We start from the raw sequence: 21,172 nt of genomic DNA, 5'->3' as shown, positions 1-21,172 counted from the left end.
ATGATGATGGCCTCCGAAAACAAAACACCCTGCGAAAGCGTAGCCCTCGCAGGGTGTGGGGGTGACCATCTCATTAAACCGGACATTGAGTCCGGTTCCTTGAAAAGCTGGAATTACGCGGCGGTAAATTCTACCGAGTAAGGAATCGAGGCCTGTGCCGTTTGTACCTGGGCGAGGGTTTCCCGAACGACCTCTTTGGCAAGGCACGCACATTTGCCACATTGGCTGGCTACGCCGGTGGCCTGTCGGACTTCGCGGTAGCTGCAGCAACCCTCATAGATCGCTTCGCGGATTTGTCCGTCGGTGACGCCGGTGCAGAGGCATACATACATAAGCAATAACCGTCGCAAGTGGTGACTCGATTGGGATGGATCTTAATGTTAACGAGAATGATTGTCAAAGTGGTTTCTGAGATGCGCAGGCTGGAGCGGCATCGGGCTGACGAACGGTTTTTTAGTGGCACTCTGGCGATTTTTCGATAACGCCAAAAAACCGTTGAAAACAGCCCAAATGCGCGGTGTATGATGGTCGGTCCTTGCGAAGCGGGTTCGTGTCACAGGGTTGTCGCCTGAGGGTGGCAGGCTGGCCCGGACCTTGTTTTCCCGTTACTACACCAGGAGATATTCAATGAGCGTACTCGTAGGCAAACAAGCCCCTGACTTCACCGTTCCTGCCGTCCTTGGCAACGGCGAAATCGTCGACAGCTTCACCCTGTCCTCGGCCATCAAAGGCAAATACGGCCTGGTGTTCTTCTACCCGCTGGACTTCACCTTCGTCTGCCCATCCGAGCTGATCGCACTGGATCACCGCATGGACGACTTCAAGGCGCGCAACGTTGAAGTGATCGCCGTTTCGATCGACTCGCACTTCACCCACAACGCCTGGCGCAACACCCCGATCAACAACGGCGGGATCGGCGCGGTCAAATACACCATGGCTGCCGACATGAAGCATGAAATCGCCAAGGCCTACGACGTTGAGTCCGAAGGCGGCGTGGCTTTCCGTGGCGCGTTCCTGATCGACGACAAAGGCGTTGTCCGTTCGCAGATCGTCAACGACCTGCCGCTGGGCCGCAACATGGAAGAGCTGATCCGTCTGGTCGACGCGCTGCAATTCCACGAAGAGCACGGCGAAGTCTGCCCGGCTAACTGGAAGAAAGGCGACAAGGGCATGACTGCATCGCCTGAAGGCGTTGCCGCTTACCTGGGCGAGCACGGCGACAAGCTGTAAGCGCACTGAGGTATGAAAAAACCGGCCCTTGATGGGCCGGTTTTTTATGGGGAAAAATCTGTAGGTGCCCTGTGGAGCAAGGCCTCAGTCGTCGAAATCCTGCCAGCCACCCATCTCTTTCCACCGGTTGACAATGCCGCAGAACAGCTCGGCGGTCTTTTCGGTGTCGTAGCGGGCCGAGTGGGCCTCACGGCCATCGAAGTCGATGTCGGCCGCCTGGCAGGCCTTGGCCAATACTGTCTGGCCATAGGCCAGGCCGGCCAGGGTCGCGGTGTCGAAACTGGAGAACGGGTGGAACGGGTTGCGCTTCATGTCCAACCGCGCAACGGCAGCGTTGAGGAAGCCCAGGTCGAAGCTGCTGTTATGGCCGACCAGGATCGCCCGTTTGCAACCGTTGGCCTTCAGCGCCTTGCGCACGCCGCGGAAGATGTCGGTCAGGGCCGTCTCTTCACTTACGGCCATGCGCAACGGGTGGTCGAGCTTGATCCCGGTGAACTCCAGGGCGGCCGCTTCGATGTTGGCGCCTTCGAACGGTTCGACGCGGAAGAAATAGGTGTGATCGGGGAATACAAAGCCTTTTTCGTCCATGCCGATGGTGGTCGCGGCGATTTCCAGCAAGGCGTCGGTGGCGGAATTGAAACCGCCTGTTTCTACGTCTACGACGACCGGCAGGTAGCCACGGAACCGTGCTGCCATCGGGTGTCGGGCGCCCGAACCGCCATTGCCGTCCATCTCGTCGTCGAAATGATCTTCACTCACGCCGTTTCCTCCAGCAGGCGCCAGCGCAGTTTCTCACCGGCGCGCAGCGGGATGACAGTCTGCTCGCCGAAGGGCAGGCTGGCGGGGGCGGTCCATTCGTCGCGGACCAGGGTAATGCGATCGCTGTTCACCGGCAGGCCATAGAAGCGTGGGCCGTGCAGGCTGGCGAAGGCTTCGAGCTTGTCCAGCGCATTGCGTTGTTCGAATGCTTCGGCGTACATCTCGATGGCGGCATAGGCGGTGTAGCAGCCCGCGCAACCGCAGGCCGCTTCCTTGGCGTGACGGGCGTGGGGCGCCGAATCGGTGCCGAGGAAAAACTTGCTGCTGCCACTGGTGGCGGCGTCCAGCAAGGCTTCCTGGTGGGTATTGCGCTTGAGGATCGGCAGGCAATAGAAGTGCGGCCGAATCCCGCCCACCAGCATGTGGTTGCGGTTGTACAACAGGTGATGGGCGGTGATGGTCGCGCCGACGTTGGCCGGGGCCTCGTTGACGAACTGCACGGCGTCACCGGTGGTGATGTGCTCGAACACCACCTTGAGGGTCGGGAAACGCTCCACGACACGGCGCATGTGTTCATCGATGAAGATCTTCTCGCGGTCGAACACGTCGACATCGCCCCGCGTCACTTCACCGTGGATCAACAGAGGCATCCCGACTTCGGCCATGGCCTCCAGCGCCGGGAAAATCTTGTCGATGCTGGTGACACCGGAGTCGGAGTTGGTGGTGGCCCCGGCCGGGTACAGCTTGGCGGCATGAACGAAGCCGCTGGCCTTGGCATCACGGATTTCTTCGGGCTGGGTGCGATCGGTGAGGTAAAGCACCATCAGCGGTTCGAAGCGGCTGCCAGCCGGGCGCGCGGCGAGGATACGCTGGCGGTAGCCGTCGGCTTCGGCGGCGTTGCGCACGGGTGGAACCAGGTTAGGCATGATGATGGCGCGCCCGAAGGTGCGCGCGACATCGGCGACGGTATGGGTCAACACAGCACCATCGCGAAGATGAATATGCCAGTCGTCGGGACGCAGCAGGGTCAGGCGGTCGGACATTGGGGGGCTTCCAGGCGGGTCAAACTCCGGGAATGCTACCGGAAAAGACCGATTCAGGCACCCGCTATCAAGTTCTGTCGCAAGTGACCGATAGCTTCTACAGGTGTGTCACGAATTCGTCGTGCCGTGCCCCGGACCGACGTCATACTCTCAGCGTGTGTCGATCTTTGTGTAAAAGTCATTGGAGCCTCCCGTGCGCCAGCGTTATCTAGCCTTGCTCAGTGTGTTTGCCAGCCTTCCCGCCATGGCGCTCACTTTCCAGACCCGTCTGGAGAGCATCGAGTGGACGGTCGAAGGCGACAAGTTCGAGTGCCGGCTGAGCCAGCCGATCACTGACTTTGGCACTGGCGAATTCGTGCGCCGGGCGGGAGAGCAGGCCACGTTCCGGCTCAAGACCTATAACCCTGTGCTTGGCGGCGGTTCCGCGACCCTGTTGGCAGCCGCTGCGCCGTGGCAACCGGGGCGCGGCGACATCAACCTGGGCTCGGTGCGGATCGGCAGTGGCGATGTCCTGTTCAACAGCTCCCAGGTCCAGGCCGGTCGCCTGATCAGTGGCTTGATGGAAGGTCGCAGCCCGGTAGTGCGACGCAACACTGAGGACGGGCGGGTCTCGGAGGTCCGCTTGCTGCCGGTGCGTTTCAACAAGGCCTTCAGCGACTATCAAGGCTGTGTGGCGAAACTGTTGCCGAAGAACTTCGAGCAGGTGAAGCAATCCCAGATCGGCTTCCCGGGCGAAGGCACTGAGCTCGATGCCCATGCCAAGGCTCAGTTGCAAGTGATGCTCGACTTCATCAAGGCCGATCCGAGCGTTAATCATGTCGAGCTCGATGGTCACTCCGACAACAGCGGCAACCGTTTGACCAACCGCGAGTTGTCACGCCGCCGGGCGTTGGCGGTCATGGATTTCTTCAAGGCCAATGGTTTCCAGGAATCGCAGATCACTCTGCGTTTCCATGGCGAGCGTTACCCCCTGGTCCCTAACACCAATGCGGCCAACCGCGCCAAGAACCGTCGTGTGGCGGTGCTCTTGCAGCGTGTGGCGCCCTCCGACGTAGCGGCGCCGCCGCCCGTTTCTGCTCCAGCCCCCGTCGTCCCTGCCGCTCCCGCTGCGCCGGCCCCCGCTCCAGCCAAGACGCCTGCACCTGGACCTGCACCTGCGGCGGCGCCGGCCAAGGCTCCGGCGGGCGCCACCGCGCGCACGTCCTGAACCGACCTGGCTCGTCGCGCAGTTGACATTATCTGTCGCTTCGTCGTCATAAGCTGTCGCGCCTCTGTAAATTATCCGCGCTGGACGGTAAACTTCCCGGCTTTCCGTACAACCCGTGGAGTGATGGCATGGCGGACGTAAACAAGGTCGTTCTGGCGTATTCCGGCGGCCTGGACACTTCGGTGATCCTCAAGTGGCTGCAGGACACTTATAACTGCGAAGTGGTGACCTTCACCGCTGACCTGGGGCAGGGCGAGGAAGTCGAGCCTGCACGCGCCAAGGCTCAGGCCATGGGCGTCAAAGAGATCTACATCGATGACCTGCGCGAAGAATTCGTCCGCGACTTCGTGTTCCCGATGTTCCGCGCCAACACTGTTTACGAAGGCGAGTACCTGCTGGGTACGTCCATCGCCCGTCCGTTGATCGCCAAGCGCCTGATCGAAATCGCCAACGAAACCGGCGCCGACGCCATTTCCCACGGCGCCACTGGCAAAGGTAACGACCAGGTCCGTTTCGAGCTGGGTGCCTACGCCCTCAAGCCGGGCGTGAAGGTGATCGCTCCATGGCGCGAATGGGACCTGCTGTCCCGTGAAAAACTGATGGACTACGCCGAGAAGCACGCGATCCCGATCGAGCGCCACGGCAAGAAGAAATCCCCGTACTCGATGGACGCCAACCTGCTGCACATCTCCTATGAAGGCGGCGTGCTGGAAGATACCTGGACCGAGCACGAAGAAGACATGTGGCGCTGGACCGTCTCCCCGGAGAAGGCCCCCGATACCCCGCAATACCTGGAGCTGACCTACCGCAACGGCGACATCGTGGCGCTGGACGGTGTGGAAATGACCCCGGCCACCGTGCTGGCAACGCTGAACCGCATCGGTGGCGAACACGGCATCGGTCGCCTGGACATCGTCGAGAACCGTTATGTCGGCATGAAGTCCCGCGGCTGCTACGAAACCCCAGGCGGCACCATCATGCTGCGTGCCCACCGGGCGATCGAATCGATCACCCTGGACCGCGAAGTGGCTCACTTGAAAGACGAGTTGATGCCCAAGTACGCCAGCCTGATCTACACCGGCTACTGGTGGAGCCCTGAGCGCCTGATGCTGCAACAGATGATCGACGCCTCGCAGGTGAACGTGAACGGTGTCGTGCGCCTGAAGCTGTACAAGGGCAATGTCATCGTGACCGGACGCAAATCCGACGATTCGTTGTTCGATGCGAACATCGCGACCTTCGAAGAAGACGGTGGTGCCTACAACCAGGCCGACGCGGCCGGCTTCATCAAGCTCAACGCCCTGCGTATGCGCATTGCGGCGAACAAGGGGCGCAAGCTGTTCTGACCCTCGTTGGAGGATAACGGCCTGCCCAACCCCTGGGCAGGCCGTTATCGACGTTATTCCCTTTCTGCATGTGCGGCTGTCCTGCCGTAACGCTGTCCTCCCTCCGAAAAAATCGTTTATCCGTCCTGCTGGTTCGCCGCTTTGCCTCACCTGCAGATGACGTAAACAATGGTCCCTGCGTGTCCCCGAGCCTGTTTCGAGGGTTTTGGCCGGTAGGTCGAAAGCCGCCGTTGCGATGGGTTGCACACAATGGAAATGACCCGTGCCGGCTTGCGCCGTTGTCGATGAAGAGCCCCCCGTGGTCGTTTTGCCTTGCTTGCCTGGCGCACTATCCGTTGGCGTCGGTAGAGCGAGTCCTCCAGGGTTTTCATGAAGTGCTTGCTCTTATGAAAGTCGGAGGGTGAATACAAGGCATGGTAATTGAAGTTGAGGGTAATGAAAAAAAGCAGCAATAAGTAGAACGGGAAACTGATCAGGAACCATATGTAGTATTCACGATCCTGATCATCCAGGAAGGGCAGGGAAATAGCCGCCGAGGTTTCGGATAATGTGGAGAAAAGAGCAATGAGGGTCATCGGGTTGGTAATGGTCTTTGAAGTTGTTTTCATAATGAGTGCTCATGATTGAGTGGGTTCTCTGTTTTTTAATAAGTAGGGTGAGGTTTGGTGGGGTTTCAAAGTTGTATGTGTATGTCGGCTTATACCCTGTTGCCGTTATTGAAAACAGTTTCGCTTGTTTTTCTTTGCCAGGTAAACTTTCTCTGTTCGAAATGTTGCTGTTTTATCAGGGGATTAAGTTACTTTTTATGAGTGGGCGGCGCTTTTTCATTCGCAGGGCAGGGGCAGGCACCGAAAAAAGGGGCGATGTTTCTGGTGGTCCGGGTGGATACGCGCGGGCAGCAGCGCTCTGTTCATGAATTCATGGCACATTGTTTCCAGGGAAATTTGTAGGATTTTTCTGTATATCTTGTAGGTTGCGTCTCTCGGTGCGAGCAGCCAGGGGGGGGCGGCATGCCAAGGTAGAAATGACTAGGCTATTGTGCGTGCTCTAAAAATTCGAACAGCGAAGTTGGATTTGCCTATGAATAAAGTGCTGATCGTGGATGATCATCCCGTCATTCGTCTTGCTGTACGTTTGCTAATGGAGCGCCATGGATATGAAGTTGTTGCCGAAACCGATAACGGCGTCGATGCGCTGCAGTTCGCCCGCGACCTCATGCCCGACATTGTCATTCTCGATATTGGTATTCCGAAACTGGATGGCCTGGAGGTTATTGCGCGCCTGACCGTCAATCCATCGCCGTTGAAAGTGCTGGTGCTGACTTCCCAGTCTCCCGGGCACTTTTCAATGCGCTGCATGCAGACAGGGGCCGCGGGATATGTCTGCAAGCAACAGGATCTTACCGAGTTATTGAGTGCGATAAAGGCAGTGCTGTCCGGCTACAGCTATTTTCCCAACCAGGCGCTGCATACAGTGCGTTCCAGTCTGGGCAATGCCAGTGAGTCGGATATGGTGGACCGTTTGTCCGGGCGGGAGATGATGGTGCTACAGCAACTGGCTCGCGGAAAGACCAACAAGGAAATCGCCGATGGGATGTTCTTGAGTAACAAGACTGTCAGTACATACAAGACGAGGTTGCTATTGAAACTCAATGCCCGTTCGCTGGTCGATTTGATCGAGCTGGCGCAGCGTAACGGCTTGGTGTGAGTTATCGGTTACGCGTACCCGGTAAAAAGCCTCCATCAGGGAGGCTTTTACGTGTCAGAGGTCAAAATCGTAATCGGCCAATTGCTTCTTCAAGCGGCGCTCTTCGAGCAGGTTATCAATGGTGCGGCGTTTACTCAGATTGGTTTTCGCCACTTCCACGACCACAGGTTCCGCGTCGTCGTTTTCAGCAGCGATGAATTCGTCTTCTACATCCAGTTGTTCTTTGCCAGTACTCATGGGGTCGACTCCAGGCTAAGACTGCCATTGGCGCTCCTTATATCGATAAACCTCGGTCGGGTAAAAAAGATTTTTTCAATCGGCGGATCAAAAAAAGCAATAACCCCTCAATCGTCAGAAGTCTTGTGCTTGTATTCGCATAGATCTTCGATGCGGCAGCTGCCACAGCGGGGTTTGCGCGCCAGACAGACGTAGCGCCCGTGCAGGATCAGCCAGTGATGGGAGTCCAGCAGAAATTCCTTGGGAACGAATTTCATCAGCTTCTTCTCCACCTCGACCACGTTCTTGCCGGGGGCCAGCCCGGTGCGGTTGCTGACGCGGAAGATGTGGGTGTCGACGGCCATGGTCAGCTGGCGAAACGCGGTGTTGAGCACGACATTGGCGGTTTTCCGGCCGACCCCTGGCAGGGCTTCCAGCGCTTCACGCGTCTGGGGGATTTCACCGCCGTGACGTTCGATCAGCAGGCGGCAGGTTTCGATCACGTTCTTGGCCTTGCTGTTGAACAGGCCGATGGTCTTGATGTACTCCGACAACCCTTCGACGCCCAGGGCCAGGATCGCCTGTGGTGTATTGGCCACCGGAAACAGCTTGGCGGTGGCCTTGTTGACACCGACGTCGGTGGACTGGGCCGACAGGATGACCGCGATCAGCAATTCGAAAGGGGACGAATAGGCCAGTTCGGTCTTGGGTTCCGGGTTGTCCTCGTGAAAGCGACGAAAGATTTCCAGGCGTTTTGCGGCGTTCATGGGCGCGGCGTTTCCTCATGGGGTGAATGGGCTCTGGCACCTGCCCAAGCCTGGTGGGCGGCCAGCAGCAGGCCAAGCAGAATGAATCCGCCGGGGGCGAGCAAGGCCAGTGGGACGCTACCGCCGATCAGTTCGCGCAGCGCGCCCAGGCCGGTCATCAAGAGTCCGGACAGTCCGGCCAGCTTCAGGTACCCCGGCAGGCGGAATTCGACAAAGAAGTCCTGATGTTCCAGTACCACGCAGCTTACGGCGATCCAGCCAAGGTAAAGGTTCAGCGGTCGATACAGTTCCAACGCCCAGGCCTGGGCCACCAGGGCCATGCAGGCGCTCAGGCTGGCGGCCAGCACGACGGCCGCGAGCAGCCGCTGAGGTGCGTCCAGGCGCGCTCGCAGAAGCCCCATTGCCCCGCCATGGCTGGCGCTGATCAAGACCCAGGTCAGCCACACCGCCAAGGCGTTAGCCAGCGAATCGCTTGCGCCTACCAACGGGACGAGCAGCAGGCCGCGACTCAACAGCCAGGGTTTATTCATCGCGCCCCTCCCATCAGCTCAGCCTTGTGCTCATCAAAATACCGCAGGGCATCGTGGACCGCCTGCAGCACGGCTCGAGACGTTACCGTCGCGCCAGCCAGTTGATCGAATTGTCCCTGGTCTTTCTTCAAGGCCCAACCGCTGTCGTCCGGCGCGTTCCGTGATCGACCGTTGAACGTTTGCATCCAGCTGTTCGGCCAACCGGCAATCGCCGCGCCCAGCCCGGGCGTCTCGGCTTGGCGCAGGGTCTTGACGCCCAGCAGCCGGCCTTGCGGGTCGATGGCCACGAGCAGTTCGATGCTGCCCTCGTAACCCGTTGCCTGGCTGCGTAATAGCACGGCAGCCGGATGAGCGCCGCGGGTGGCCAGGTAACCGCCCAGCAACGTGCTGTGGGCCAGGATTACGGGTTGGGTGACGGTCGGTTGTGCCAGCGGCTGGTTATCGTAGAGATCGACGGGCAGCACTTCGAGCAAGGCCCGGTTGGCGAGCGCCTGGCGCTGAGCCTCGATGCGCTCGGCCGTACCGAGGTACGTGAAGCAGGTGGCAGCGGTACCGAGGCCGATCAACAGGATCAGGATTGCAACGCCACGAGGATTATTCATGGTGCTTGCCGCCTTTGCCGTGCTTCGGCGAATCGCTCCAGCGCCGGTACACCGAGGTTCATGAGCAACACCGCAAACGCAACGCCGTCCGGGTAACCGCCCCAGGTTCGGATCAGATAGACCAGCAGGCCCACGCCGACACCGAACAGCAGGCGGGCGAGCGGGGCCCTGGCGCCTGACACCGGTTCGGTCACGATAAAAAACGCGCCGAGCATGGTCGCGCCGGTGAACAGGTGAAACAGCGGCGAGCCGTGGGAATCAGAACCTGAGCCGTTCCAGCACAACAGACTGGCTAGGAACAGGCCGGCCAGCATGCCGGCAGGGGCATGCCAACTGAAAACACGTTGTTGTAGCAGGAACAGGCCGCCGGCCAAAAAGGCCAGGTTGATCCATTCCGTGGCACGCCCCCCCACCTGCCCGAACGCCGGGTTGCTGGCGAACAGCTCATCGATGGTCAGGCTCTTGTTGATTCGCAGGCTATCCAGCGCGGTCGCCCCGGCCCAGGCATCGGGCGCGGGATGAACACCGAAGACACGTTGCAGGCCATCAAGTATCTCGACGCCCTGAGGTACGGGCCATTGGCTCATGTGGGAGGGGAACGCCACCAGCATCAGGGCGTAGCCGAGCATCGCCGGGTTGAACGGGTTGCTGCCCACCCCGCCCCACAGGTGCTTGCCCAGCAACAGGGCGCTGGCCGCCGCCGTGACGGTCAGCCACCAGGGACAGTATGCCGGCAAGGCCAGGGCCAACAGTGTGGCGCTGACCAGCGCGCTGCCGTCGTTCAGTCCGGCGGTGAGGGAGCGGCCGCGCGAGCGCAGCGCCAGGGCTTCGACCGCCAGTGCGGTGAGGCCGGATAACAACAGGTTGAGCACTACCCCCCAGCCATAGAACCACAGCGACGCCAGCACGCCAGGCAATGTCGCCAGCAGCACTCGCGTCATCGCCAGTCGCAGCCGGTCGTCCACGGGCTCAAGGCGCGGCATGGGCGTCCACCTGGCGTTCGGCGTCTTTCACCGCTTGTTCCAGGGCTTGCAGTTGTTCGTCCGTAGCGCTGGCGTTGCGGGCTTTGCTGAGCTCGGCCCGGCGCATCGCCAATTGGATCTTGGCCCGCTTCAGTTCGGCATCCTGGGCCGGTGCGGGGGCCGGCGTGGTGGGGGCAGCGCTGCTTTCCAGTTGCGCCAGGACCTGCTCTGCCGCTTCGAACTGGCGTTGCAGTACGATCAACTGCGACTGCTGTTCAAAGGTCGGCGGATGCCCGAACGCCTTCAAGGACTTGTTCAATTGTGCCCGGCTCATGGCCAGGTCAATCTTGGCTTTTTTCAGCGCTGCATCGGCGCTGGCGGCTTTTTGCGCGCGCACCCGCTCCAGCGCGGCTTGCACAGGGTCGAGGGCCTGGGTCTGTGGCTGGGTCTGGGCGGTTCGTTGGCTGCGGGCCAGGCGCTCCGCCTGACGCTGCTCCTCTTCCCGGCGCAGGCGCGCGTTGCGCTGCTCGAAACGTTGCCGGGCGTGATTGCGCTTGGCGGTGCGTGCTTGCAGTTGCTCGACGCTGGCGGCCAGTCCACCCACGACCGGAACAACCGTGGCCGTTGGCAAGGGGCGCATTTCGATGCAATCGACCGGGCAAGGGGCCACACAAAGATCGCAGCCCGTGCATTCCTCGACGAGCACGGTGTGCATCAGCTTCGCCGCACCGACAATGGCGTCCACCGGGCAGGCCTGGATGCACTTGGTGCAACCGATGCACTCGGCTTCGCGGATAAAGGCGAGTTGCGCCGGGGCCTGGCCGCGGCTGGTGTCCAGTTGCAATACCGGTACTTTCATCAGTTCGGCCAGGGCCGCGATGGTTTCGCGGCCGCCCGGCGGGCACTTGTTGATCGGCTCGCCCTGGGCGATGCCTTCGGCGTAGGGCTTGCAACCGGGGTGGCCGCATTTGCCGCATTGGGTTTGTGGCAGCAGGGCGTCGATACGTTGAATAAGCGTCATGTTTTGACCAGCCCGCGCAATCCGAGAAAGGCCACGGCCATCAGTCCGGCACTGATCAACTGAATCGGCAGGCCCCGAAAGGGCAGGGGAATATCGTTATTGAAGGTGCGCTGGCGCAGATCGTCGAACAGGCTCAGCACCAGCCAGAAACCCAGCCCTGCACCCAGGCTTGCAGCGATGGCGTGGCCGAGACCTTGGGCTTGCTGGCTGTTGAGCAGCACGATGCCCAGTACACCGGCATTACCGAGCAACAGTGGCCACAGACCGTCGAACGACTGCCCTGGCAGCAGGCGCGCCAGCAGACGCAGCAACGGCCCGCTCAGCAGCACGCACAAGGGCAGCCACACCAGCAGGCGCAGTGATGCCAGGCTCGCCGTTACCAGTAGCCACTGGTCGATGGCATACCCCAGGCTACCGACGATCAGCATCAAGCTTGCGGTCGCCAAGCCAAGGGCGTGTACCTGTTTCCTGGACTTATTCGCCAGCAGGGGATCGATACCCAGGGGCCAATGCAACACCAGGTTGTTGATCAAGGCTGCACTGAACAGTGTGAGGACGAACTCGGGCATGGGCGTGTGGGTTACAAAGGGGCCTGTTACAAGATTAGGCATTATCCGGCACGCCGGGAGCACGGACCAGATATGAAAATCCCACAGTCACCGGGCAGGCGACTGTGGGATCGGTGCAGCACATGACCGTTTACTTGATCCGCTGACCCGGCTTGGCGCCGCTGTCGGGGCTCAGCAGGTAGATTTCCTCGCCGCCGGGGCCCGCCGCCATCACCATGCCTTCAGAGATACCAAAGCGCATTTTGCGCGGCTTGAGGTTGGCGATCATCATCGTCAACCGGCCTTCGAGCTTGGCTGGGTCCGGGTAGGCACTCTTGATACCGGAGAACACGTTGCGTTGCTCATCGCCGATGTCCAGGGTCAGGCGCAGCAGCTTGTCAGCACCCTCGACGGCCTCGGCCTTGACGATCAGCGCCACGCGCAGGTCGACGGCGGCAAAGGCATCGAATTCGATTTCCGGCGACAGCGGGTCCTTGGTCAGCTCGCCATTACCGGCCGGTGCACCGGTATCGGTCTGGCTGGCGGCCAGGTCTTCCTTGGAGGCGTCGGTCATGGCTTGCACCTTGGCGGCGTCGATGCGGGTCATCAACGGCTTGAACGCGTTCAGTTGATGGTTGCTCAGCAGGGTCTGGTGATCGTTCCAGGTCAGCGGCGCGACGTTGAGGAACGCTTCGGCATCGGCGGCCAGCAGCGGCAGCACCGGTTTGAGGAAAATCACCAGTTGGCGGAACAGGTTGACGCCCAGGGCGCAGATTGCCTGGACTTCCTCCTGCTTGCCTTCCTGCTTGGCCAGCGACCAAGGGGCCTTGTCGGCGATCCAGGCATTGGCGCGGTCGGCCAGGGCCATGATCTCGCGCATGGCTCGGGCAAAGTCGCGGGTCTCGTAAGCTTCGGCGATGCTTGGCGCGGCGGCCAGGAACGCATCGGTCAGTTCCGGCGCGGCGTTGCCTGCCACCAGCACACCGGCGTTGCCTTTATGGATGAAACCGGCGCAACGGCTGGCAATGTTGACGACCTTGCCTACCAGGTCGGAGTTGACCTTCTGCACGAAGTCTTCGAGGTTCAGGTCCAGGTCGTCGACGCCGCGGCTCAGCTTGGCGGCGTAGTAGTAGCGCAGGTATTCCGGCGATAGGTGGTCCAGGTAGGTCCGGGCCTTGATGAACGTGCCACGGGACTTGGACATCTTCTGGCCGTTGACGGTCAGGTAGCCGTGGACGTTGATGCCGGTCGGCTTGCGGAAACCCGCGCCTTCGAGCATGGCGGGCCAGAACAGGGCGTGGAAGTTGACGATGTCCTTGCCGATGAAGTGGTACAGCTCGGCGGTGGAGTCCTTGCCCCAGAACGCGTCGAAGTCCAGATCCGGCGTGCGGTTGCACAGGTTCTTGAAGCTGGCCATGTAGCCGATCGGTGCGTCCAGCCACACGTAGAAATACTTGCCGGGCTCGTCGGGGATCTCGAAGCCGAAGTACGGCGCATCACGGGAAATGTCCCACTGTTGCAGGCCGGCATCGAGCCATTCGGCGATCTTGTTGGCGACGGCGTCCTGCAGGGTGCCGCTGCGGGTCCAGGTTTGCAGCATCTGCTGGAAGTCCGGCAACTTGAAGAAGAAATGCTGGGAGTCCTTGAGCACTGGAGTCGCACCGGAGATCGCCGATTTCGGGTCTTTCAGGTCGGTCGGTGCATAGGTAGCGCCGCATTTCTCGCAGTTATCACCGTACTGGTCCTCGGTGCCGCATTTCGGGCAGGTGCCCTTGATGAAGCGGTCGGCCAGGAACATTTTCTTTTCCGGGTCGAAATACTGGGTGATCGAACGCGTGGCGATGTGCCCGGCGTCACGCAGCTTGAGGTAGATCTGGCTCGACAGCTCACGGTTTTCTTCGGCGTGAGTGGAGTGGAAGTTGTCGAAGTCCACCAGGAACTCGGCAAAGTCGGCGCTGTGTTCGGCCTGGACGTTGGCGATCAGTTGTTCCGGGGTGATGCTTTCCTTTTCCGCACGCAGCATGATGGCCGAGCCGTGGGCGTCATCGGCGCAGACGTAAATGCATTGGTTGCCGCGATGTTTCTGGAAGCGCACCCACATATCGGTCTGGATGTATTCCAGCATATGGCCGAGGTGGATCGAACCATTGGCATAGGGCAGGGCGCTGGTAACGAGGATCTTGCGTGGCTCGGACATGGGGCTCGGCTACTTGATGAAACGGAGGTCGGCCACTATAAAGCGCCGGCGGCTTTTTTTCACCCTTCGGGCCTGTTTCGGGGCTGCGAAAGTATTGCGTCATGCGCGAACCGTGGCGAGGGGATTTATCCCCGCTGGGCTGCGAAGCGGCCCTGAAATTGTCAAACTTGGTGTGCCAGGCTGACCTGCGTTGGCAGGCTTGGGGCGCTTCGCACCCAGCGGGGATAAATCCCCTCGCCACAAAAGTATTCACATATTGGTAATCGGGTCTAGGATAGCGGCCTGTTTTCCAAGCCTTGCTATCGGAGTTGCCCATGAGCGCCGTCAATCGCGCAGCGGTGGAAGCCGTCCTTCGCCAGTACACCGACCCTTACCTGAACCAGGACCCGGTCAGCGCCGGATGCGTGCGCGCCATCGACATCCAGGGCGATCGCGTCAGCGTCCAGTTGGAAATCGGCTACGCCGCCGATCTGTTCAAGAATGGCTGGGCGCAGATGTTGCAGATGGCGATCGAAGGTCTGGACGGCGTGACCGCCGCGACGGTCCAGGTCAGCAGCGTGATCGCCGCCCACAAGGCCCAGGTACAGGTGCCGGGGCTGGCGAACGTCAAGAACGTGATCGCCGTGGCTTCAGGCAAGGGTGGCGTGGGCAAGTCCACCACCGCCGCCAACCTGGCGTTGGCCCTGGCGCGTGAAGGCGCCAAGGTCGGGATCCTCGATGCCGACATCTATGGCCCCAGCCAAGGCATCATGTTCGGCATTGCCGAGGGCACCCGGCCACAAGTCAAGGACCAGAAATGGTTCGTGCCGCTGAAGTCGCATGGTGTGGAAGTCATGTCCATGGCGTTCCTGACCGACGACAACACGCCGATGGTCTGGCGTGGGCCGATGGTCTCCGGTGCCTTGCTGCAACTGGTCACGCAGACCGCCTGGGGCGACCTGGATTACCTGGTGATCGACATGCCGCCGGGCACTGGCGATATCCAACTGACCCTGGCGCAGAAAGTCCCGGTGGCCGGCTCGGTGATCGTCACCACACCTCAGGACCTGGCCCTGCTGGACGCGCGCAAAGGCGTGGAGATGTTCCGCAAGGTGAACATCCCGGTGCTGGGTGTGGTGGAAAACATGGCCGTGCACATCTGCTCGAACTGCGGCCATGCCGAGCACCTGTTCGGTGAAGGCGGCGGGGAAAAACTGGCGTCCCAGTACGGCGTCGAACTGCTGGCCTCGCTGCCGCTGTCGATGCTGATCCGCGAGCAGGCCGATGGCGGCAAGCCGACGGTCATCGCCGAGCCGGACAGCCAGATCGCCATGGTCTACCAGGAACTGGCTCGCCAAGTGGGCGCGCGGATCGTGTTGCAGGAAGCTGCGTCACCTGCGATGCCGAACATCACCATGAGCGACGATTGATCGGCTGAGGGGCAAGCGGATATGAGGGCGAGCCTGTAAGAGCAAAGCTTGCTCGCGATAGCGGTTTCAAAGCCAGCATAGGTGTTGTATGTGGCGATGCCATCGCGAGCAAGCTTTGCTCCCACAGGCCTTGCTCCCACATCTTGTCTGGCGGTGGGTTCAGATCCGCAACCCGCCGTCCAGCTCCAGGATCCGCCCGGTGTAATAGTCGTTCTCGAAGATGTACGCCGCCGAATGAGCGATCTCCTCGGGCTTGCCCATGCGCTTGAGTGGGATGCCCGAGGTCATTTTCTCCAGGGCCTCGGGTTTCATGCCCAGGGTCATCTCGGTTTCGATGAAGCCCGGTGCGATGCCAGCGACACGGATGCCGTAGCGCGCCAGTTCCTTGGCCCAGGTCACGGTGGCTGCTGCCACGCCGGCCTTGGCGGCGGAATAGTTGGTCTGGCCGATATTGCCGGCGCGGGAGATCGAGGAAATATTGATGATGGCGCCGCTGTTCTGCAGCTCGACCATCTTCGCCGCCACTTCGCGGGTGCACAGGAACACGCCGGTAAGGTTGACGTCGATCACCGCTTGCCACTGGGCCAGGCTCATCTTGGTCATTTCACCGTCCTTGACCTTGAGCAGCAGGCCATCGCGCAGGATCCCGGCGTTGTTGATCAGCCCGTTGATCGCGCCGAAATCCCCGGCCACCCGGGCGACCATGTCGATCACCTGATCTTCATTGGCGACGTTGCACAAGTAGGCGCGGGCCTCGACGCCCTTGACCGTGCAAGCGGCCACGGCCTGATCGAGTTTTTCCTGGTTGAGGTCCACCAGGGCAAGCTTCGCGCCTTTCCCTGCCAAGTGCTCGGCCATGGCGCGGCCCAGGCCCTGGCAACCGCCGGTGATAATGATTACTTTGTCTGTGAGTTGCATGTTATGTCCCCAGCTGCCTGACCGTTTTTAGACGAAGCTTACCAAAGGAGTCATAAATTGAGCGTAGCCGCTGCCAAGCATGCCCGAGAATTACTGCTCAAGGAATACCGTGGAGTGCTCTCCACCCATTCCCGATCCATGCCTGGCTTTCCGTTCGGTTCCGTGGTGCCTTATTGCCTGGACGAGCAGGGCCGGCCGTTGATCCTGATCAGCCGCATCGCCCAACACACGCACAACCTGCAAAAAGATCCCAAGTGCTCGATGCTGGTGGGCGAGCGGGGCGCCGAGGACGTACAGGCCGTGGGGCGCCTGACCTACCTGGCCGAGGCGCAGAGGCTGGAAGACAGCGCCGCCATCGAGGCCGCCGCCGAGCGTTATTACCGTTATTTCCCCGACTCGCGGAATTATCACAAGGCCCACGATTTCGATTTCTGGGTGCTCAACCCCGTGCGGCATCGCTACATCGGTGGCTTTGGCGCCATCCACTGGGTTGACCAGCTCACTCTGCCCAATCCCTTCGTCGGCGCGGCCGAAACCAGCATGGTCGACCACATGAACACCGACCACGCCAAGGCCATCGCTCATTACGTGGAACTGACCGGCCTGCCGAAAACCGAACCGGCGCAACTGGTCGGGATCGACAGCGAGGGCATGCACCTGCGCGTTGGCCAAGGGCTATACTGGCTGGCCTTCCAGGCGCCTTGTAACACCCCGACACAAGTGCGCGAGGCCTTGGTTTTCCTGGCCCGCACTGAACAATGGCCGAAAAATACCGACGCCGACGCTTGAATTCACGAAAGGGCGACGTCATTTAAGGTTTCATAGCAAGGCATTCTTGCGTTGAGGAACCCTTTGATGCGCCCTTTTTTGTTGCTCTTTCTGCTGTTCCCGGTGTTGGAGCTGTTCGTATTCGTCAAGGTCAGCGGTGCGATCGGGTTTTTCCCGGCGCTGTTGCTGATCATCCTGGGGTCGATGCTCGGCGTGTTCGTGCTGCGCATCGCCGGGCTCGCCACGGCATTGCGAGCCCGTGACAGCCTGAACCGTGGCGAGCTGCCGGCCCAGACCATGCTCGAAGGTCTGATGCTGGCCTTGGGCGGCGGCCTGTTGATCCTGCCAGGTTTCGTCAGCGACGTGCTGGGCCTGGTCATGTTGTTGCCGTTCACCCGCCGCCTGCTGGCCAACAAGATGCGCCAGCGCGCCGAAGAACAGGCGATGCGCCAACGCGCATTCGCCGATGATCTCCAGCCCCGTGGCGGTCCGGCTCCGCGCCAACCCGTGGGCCGCGAACCCACGGTCATCGAGGGCGAGTTCGAACACCGCGACTCCAAGTGATCCCATCGACACGGCACCTTCGGGTGCCGTGTTCGTTTCTGGCCGCGCGAAGTAAAAAATTTTCTACTCCACCCTTGTAATCGGCTTGCACGCCCCTATGTAACGGTCACCGCAAGGTTTCCGGTGGCGACACCGGACAGACTTCCGCGGTTCGACTGACGAACCGCACCCGGCTCTGCCGGCTTTGTTAAACCCGCCGGGACTACACCGGCCGATGAAAACCAAAATTAGGAGAGATCGACAATGAAGCTTCGTCCTCTGCATGACCGCGTCGTCATCCGTCGCAGCGAAGAAGAGAAGAAAACCGCTGGCGGTATCGTCCTGCCAGGTTCGGCTACCGAGAAAGCCAACAATGGTGAAGTGATCGCTGTAGGTACCGGCCGTGTGCTGGACAACGGTGAAGTCCGTGCGCTGGCCGTGAAAGTGGGTGACAAGGTTGTGTTCGGCCCTTACTCCGGCAGCAACACAGTGAAAGTCGACGGCGAAGACCTGTTGGTAATGAGCGAGAACGAGATCCTCGCTGTTATCGAAGGCTGATTTCCCTCGCGTATTTTCCCGCTACTACAAAGTATTTAAGGAATATCGATCATGGCTGCTAAAGAAGTTAAATTCGGCGATTCCGCCCGCAAGAAAATGCTCGCCGGTGTCAACGTCCTGGCTGACGCAGTAAAAGCGACCCTGGGCCCGAAAGGCCGTAACGTGATCATCGAGAAGAGCTTCGGCGCTCCGACTATCACCAAGGACGGCGTTTCCGTAGCCAAGGAAATCGAGCTGAAGGACCGCTTCGAAAACATGGGCGCGCAACTGGTCAAGGACGTTGCCTCCCGTGCCAACGACGACGCCGGTGACGGCACCACCACCGCCACCGTCCTGGCTCAATCGATCGTCAACGAAGGCCTGAAAGCCGTCGCTGCCGGCATGAACCCGATGGACCTCAAGCGCGGCATCGACAAGGCGACCATCGCCATCGTCAAGGAACTCAAGGGCCTGTCCAAGCCATGCGCCGACTCCAAGGCCATTGCTCAGGTGGGTACCATCTCGGCCAACTCCGACAGCTCCATCGGCGACATCATTGCCGAAGCCATGGAAAAAGTCGGTAAAGAAGGCGTGATCACCGTTGAAGAAGGCTCGGGCCTGGAAAACGAACTGTCGGTCGTGGAAGGCATGCAGTTCGACCGTGGCTACCTGTCCCCATACTTCGTCAACAAGCCGGACACCATGGTCGCCGAGCTCGACGGCCCGCTGATCCTGCTGGTTGACAAGAAGATCTCCAACATCCGCGAAATGCTGCCAGTGCTGGAAGCCGTTGCCAAAGCCGGCCGCCCACTGCTGATCGTGGCTGAAGACGTCGAAGGCGAAGCGCTGGCGACCCTGGTCGTGAACAACATGCGCGGTATCGTCAAGGTTGCAGCCGTCAAGGCTCCTGGCTTCGGCGACCGTCGCAAGGCCATGCTGCAGGACATCGCCGTTCTGACCGGCGGTACCGTCATCTCCGAAGAGATCGGCCTGAGCCTGGAAAGCACCACCCTGGAGCACCTGGGTAACGCCAAGCGCGTGATCCTGTCCAAGGAAAACACCACCGTGATCGACGGTGCTGGCGTTGAGTCCGATATCCAGGCTCGCGTTGCCCAGATCCGCGCACAAGTGGCCGAGACTTCGTCCGACTACGACCGTGAAAAACTGCAAGAGCGTCTGGCCAAGCTGTCGGGCGGCGTTGCGGTGATCAAGGTAGGTGCCGGTTCCGAAGTTGAAATGAAAGAGAAGAAAGCCCGCGTTGAAGACGCCCTGCACGCTACCCGCGCAGCCGTCGAAGAAGGCGTGGTGCCTGGCGGCGGCGTGGCCCTGGTTCGTGCCCTGCAGGCTATCAGCGAGCTGAAAGGCGACAACGCTGACCAGAACGTCGGTATCACCCTGCTGCGTCGCGCTGTTGAAGCACCGCTGCGCCAGATCGTTGCCAACTCCGGCGACGAGCCAAGCGTAGTGGTCGACAAGGTCAAGCAGGGTTCGGGTAACTACGGTTACAACGCTGCCACCGGCGAATACGGCGACATGATCGAAATGGGTATCCTGGACCCAGCCAAAGTGACTCGTTCGGCCCTGCAAGCGGCGGCTTCCGTTGCCAGCCTGATGATCACCACCGAGGCGATGATCGCTGAAATCAAGGAAGACGCTCCAGCGGCTGGCGGCATGCCAGACATGGGCGGCATGGGTGGCATGGGCGGCATGATGTAAGCCAGCCTTACCCCTGTAACGAAAAACCCGCGGGCGAAAGCCGGCGGGTTTTTTTTTGCGGGCTGCTTTACCGGGCTGTGGAACGGCAGCTTCACCGCTATCCCTAAAGCACAAACCGCCCATCGAACATCGGCTTGTGATCCAACGCCAGCACGCCGCCTTCGAATATCAGGTCCAGATGATGGCTGCCTTTGGCCCCGCCCCCCAGTCCCAGGTGCAGGCCACAATGACGCTCCTCGAAACCGGCATTGCGTGCATAGAGGCTCTTGACCCCTTCGTTGGTGCCGATCCCCAGTTCCTCGATACGCCGGTTTGACGGGTTGGCATCCAGGTATTTGGTGAAGTCCTGTTCCAGGCCCGGCACGTCGGTGGCGATTTTCTGGATGGTGGAGTCCTCGATCCACAACTCCAACGGTGACTGCAGCACGCCATATTTGCGCGCGAACGGAATGGTGCCGAGGAAAGTGCCGACGAATTTCACGTGGCCATTGATGGTATCGCTGTGGGTAGCGATTTCGCCGGGGGCCAGGTCGTAGTTGCCGATCCCGTTGATGTCGGTCCACTTCTTGACATTGTCCAGCGTGGTATCGAAGTACGAACCGTGCTCATCCTGAAAGCTTAGCGTCGTCGCCTGGGACATGCGCTGGATCAAGTGGCTGTTGAGCCCGGCGATACGTTGGGGGATGACGCTGAAGGTGTCGTAGAAATAATCCCCATAGTCTTTGAACAGCAGCGATTTCTTCCAGTTCTCTGCCATTACGCTTTGCAGCGCGCGGACAAATTCCGGGCCGTCGGGACGTGGGTTGGGCAGGGTGGAAGAGTCGTAGAAGAAAATATACAGGTCACAGTCGGCAATCGCCTGGGACAGGCGTTGCGTCGGTTCAAGGTCCAGGCGCATGGCGCTGAACCGGAAAGGTGAGCCGCTGCTGGCCTGTTCGGCGATGGCGCCGGCCAATGCTTCGTAGTCAGCGGTATGGCCGAGCAACACCTTGGCGGGCTGGACACCGACCAGGGCGGGATGATGTTCGAGGTAGTAAAGGAAATGCGAGATGGCTCGTTGTGTGTCCATGCTTGTTCTTCCCTGAAAAAAGGTGGTTTCCCTGAAGACCTGCGACGGTGGCGGAGACGACCGGCCGGATCGCCTCC

23 protein-coding genes and 1 pseudogene are annotated in these 21,172 nt (G+C 60.5%); 10 read left to right on the top strand and 14 right to left on the bottom strand.

The window, feature by feature from the left end; all coding sequences use genetic code 11:
* Positions 1–113: 113 nt before the first annotated feature.
* The gene (locus tag N4Q37_RS24375) at positions 114–332 is read right to left on the bottom strand and encodes a bacterioferritin-associated ferredoxin (protein WP_260962440.1); all 219 of its coding nucleotides are present in this window, start codon (positions 330–332) and stop codon (positions 114–116) included.
* A gap of 295 nt (positions 333–627) precedes the next feature.
* Between N4Q37_RS24375 and N4Q37_RS24370 the strand changes: the two genes are divergently transcribed.
* On the top strand, positions 628–1,230 hold the full coding sequence (locus tag N4Q37_RS24370; protein WP_260962438.1) for a peroxiredoxin: 603 nt from the start codon (positions 628–630) through the stop codon (positions 1,228–1,230).
* Between the two features lie 84 nt (positions 1,231–1,314).
* On the opposite strand, the gene rnt is transcribed toward N4Q37_RS24370, so the two are convergent.
* Together rnt and pyrC are read right to left on the bottom strand one after the other, a co-directional pair.
* Positions 1,315–1,989, bottom strand: a complete 675-nt coding sequence (gene rnt, locus N4Q37_RS24365; RefSeq protein ID WP_260962436.1) for a ribonuclease T — start codon at positions 1,987–1,989, stop codon at positions 1,315–1,317.
* Positions 1,986–3,032: a dihydroorotase gene (gene pyrC, locus N4Q37_RS24360; protein WP_260962434.1), complete on the bottom strand. Its 1,047-nt coding sequence runs from the start codon at positions 3,030–3,032 to the stop codon at positions 1,986–1,988. The genes rnt and pyrC overlap by 4 nt, the downstream gene beginning before the upstream one ends.
* Positions 3,033–3,225: 193 nt before the next feature.
* Between pyrC and N4Q37_RS24355 the strand changes: the two genes are divergently transcribed.
* Both N4Q37_RS24355 and N4Q37_RS24350 read left to right on the top strand, forming a co-directional pair.
* Entirely contained in the window at positions 3,226–4,239 is a 1,014-nt protein-coding gene (locus tag N4Q37_RS24355; RefSeq protein ID WP_260962432.1) for a flagellar protein MotY, read from the top strand.
* Positions 4,240–4,367: 128 nt separating this feature from the next.
* A complete protein-coding gene (locus N4Q37_RS24350) occupies positions 4,368–5,585 on the top strand; it encodes an argininosuccinate synthase (protein WP_011335737.1) in 1,218 nt (405 codons plus the stop codon).
* A gap of 350 nt (positions 5,586–5,935) precedes the next feature.
* Here the strand turns inward: N4Q37_RS24350 and N4Q37_RS24345 are convergent.
* Positions 5,936–6,193 (bottom strand): annotated as a pseudogene (locus tag N4Q37_RS24345) (hypothetical protein); the annotation flags it as partial.
* A gap of 11 nt (positions 6,194–6,204) precedes the next feature.
* Between N4Q37_RS24345 and N4Q37_RS24340 the strand changes: the two are divergent.
* Both N4Q37_RS24340 and N4Q37_RS24335 read left to right on the top strand, forming a co-directional pair.
* Positions 6,205–6,501: a hypothetical protein gene (locus N4Q37_RS24340; protein WP_260962427.1), complete on the top strand. Its 297-nt coding sequence runs from the start codon at positions 6,205–6,207 to the stop codon at positions 6,499–6,501.
* A gap of 164 nt (positions 6,502–6,665) precedes the next feature.
* Positions 6,666–7,292, top strand: a complete 627-nt coding sequence (locus N4Q37_RS24335; protein WP_260962426.1) for a response regulator transcription factor — start codon at positions 6,666–6,668, stop codon at positions 7,290–7,292.
* Positions 7,293–7,346: 54 nt separating this feature from the next.
* Here N4Q37_RS24335 and N4Q37_RS24330 read toward each other — a convergent pair whose 3' ends face one another.
* The 8 genes from N4Q37_RS24330 to metG form a co-directional block, all read right to left on the bottom strand.
* Positions 7,347–7,529, bottom strand: a complete 183-nt coding sequence (locus tag N4Q37_RS24330; protein ID WP_260962424.1) for a PA3496 family putative envelope integrity protein — start codon at positions 7,527–7,529, stop codon at positions 7,347–7,349.
* A 107-nt stretch (positions 7,530–7,636) separates the two neighbouring features.
* Positions 7,637–8,275, bottom strand: coding sequence for an endonuclease III (nth, locus tag N4Q37_RS24325; protein WP_260962423.1), 639 nt, complete (start codon positions 8,273–8,275; stop codon positions 7,637–7,639).
* Positions 8,272–8,805, bottom strand: coding sequence for an Rnf-Nqr domain containing protein (locus N4Q37_RS24320; RefSeq protein WP_260962422.1), 534 nt, complete (start codon positions 8,803–8,805; stop codon positions 8,272–8,274). The genes nth and N4Q37_RS24320 overlap by 4 nt, the downstream gene beginning before the upstream one ends.
* Entirely contained in the window at positions 8,802–9,407 is a 606-nt protein-coding gene (locus tag N4Q37_RS24315) for an RnfABCDGE type electron transport complex subunit G (RefSeq protein ID WP_260962420.1), read from the bottom strand. Before N4Q37_RS24315 ends, N4Q37_RS24320 begins: the two co-directional genes overlap by 4 nt.
* The gene (locus N4Q37_RS24310) at positions 9,404–10,390 is read right to left on the bottom strand and encodes an RnfABCDGE type electron transport complex subunit D (RefSeq protein ID WP_260962418.1); all 987 of its coding nucleotides are present in this window, start codon (positions 10,388–10,390) and stop codon (positions 9,404–9,406) included. The genes N4Q37_RS24315 and N4Q37_RS24310 overlap by 4 nt, the downstream gene beginning before the upstream one ends.
* Entirely contained in the window at positions 10,377–11,390 is a 1,014-nt protein-coding gene (gene rsxB, locus N4Q37_RS24305; RefSeq protein ID WP_260962416.1) for an electron transport complex subunit RsxB, read from the bottom strand. The genes N4Q37_RS24310 and rsxB overlap by 14 nt, the downstream gene beginning before the upstream one ends.
* Entirely contained in the window at positions 11,387–11,959 is a 573-nt protein-coding gene (locus N4Q37_RS24300; protein ID WP_260962443.1) for an Rnf-Nqr domain containing protein, read from the bottom strand. The genes rsxB and N4Q37_RS24300 overlap by 4 nt, the downstream gene beginning before the upstream one ends.
* Before the next feature lie 130 nt (positions 11,960–12,089).
* Entirely contained in the window at positions 12,090–14,135 is a 2,046-nt protein-coding gene (metG, locus tag N4Q37_RS24295) for a methionine--tRNA ligase (protein WP_260962414.1), read from the bottom strand.
* A gap of 314 nt (positions 14,136–14,449) precedes the next feature.
* Between metG and apbC the strand changes: the two genes are divergently transcribed.
* Positions 14,450–15,544 carry an iron-sulfur cluster carrier protein ApbC gene (apbC, locus tag N4Q37_RS24290; protein WP_260962412.1) on the top strand — a complete coding sequence of 365 codons (1,095 nt, stop codon included), beginning with the start codon at positions 14,450–14,452 and terminating at the stop codon, positions 15,542–15,544.
* A 159-nt stretch (positions 15,545–15,703) separates the two neighbouring features.
* Here apbC and N4Q37_RS24285 read toward each other — a convergent pair whose 3' ends face one another.
* The gene (locus N4Q37_RS24285) at positions 15,704–16,462 is read right to left on the bottom strand and encodes an SDR family oxidoreductase (protein WP_260962410.1); all 759 of its coding nucleotides are present in this window, start codon (positions 16,460–16,462) and stop codon (positions 15,704–15,706) included.
* A gap of 57 nt (positions 16,463–16,519) precedes the next feature.
* Between N4Q37_RS24285 and N4Q37_RS24280 the strand changes: the two genes are divergently transcribed.
* From N4Q37_RS24280 to groL, 4 genes are all read left to right on the top strand, one after another.
* A complete protein-coding gene (locus N4Q37_RS24280; protein ID WP_260962409.1) occupies positions 16,520–17,251 on the top strand; it encodes a HugZ family pyridoxamine 5'-phosphate oxidase in 732 nt (243 codons plus the stop codon).
* 66 nt (positions 17,252–17,317) lie between these two features.
* Complete coding sequence (locus N4Q37_RS24275; protein WP_260962406.1) at positions 17,318–17,794, top strand: FxsA family protein; 477 nt, start codon at positions 17,318–17,320, stop codon at positions 17,792–17,794.
* Positions 17,795–18,037: 243 nt separating this feature from the next.
* Positions 18,038–18,331, top strand: coding sequence for a co-chaperone GroES (locus N4Q37_RS24270; protein ID WP_260962404.1), 294 nt, complete (start codon positions 18,038–18,040; stop codon positions 18,329–18,331).
* Positions 18,332–18,382: 51 nt separating this feature from the next.
* A complete protein-coding gene (gene groL / locus N4Q37_RS24265; protein ID WP_260962402.1) occupies positions 18,383–20,026 on the top strand; it encodes a chaperonin GroEL in 1,644 nt (547 codons plus the stop codon).
* A 103-nt stretch (positions 20,027–20,129) separates the two neighbouring features.
* On the opposite strand, the gene N4Q37_RS24260 is transcribed toward groL, so the two are convergent.
* Positions 20,130–21,095, bottom strand: coding sequence for a leucyl aminopeptidase (locus tag N4Q37_RS24260; protein WP_260962400.1), 966 nt, complete (start codon positions 21,093–21,095; stop codon positions 20,130–20,132).
* Between the last annotated feature and the right edge of the window lie 77 nt (positions 21,096–21,172).

The organism is Pseudomonas citri, assembly GCF_025336485.1.
In the GTDB taxonomy this organism is placed as follows: Bacteria; Pseudomonadota; Gammaproteobacteria; order Pseudomonadales; family Pseudomonadaceae; genus Aquipseudomonas; species Aquipseudomonas citri.
This window is presented reverse-complemented; position numbering and strand designations above follow the sequence as displayed.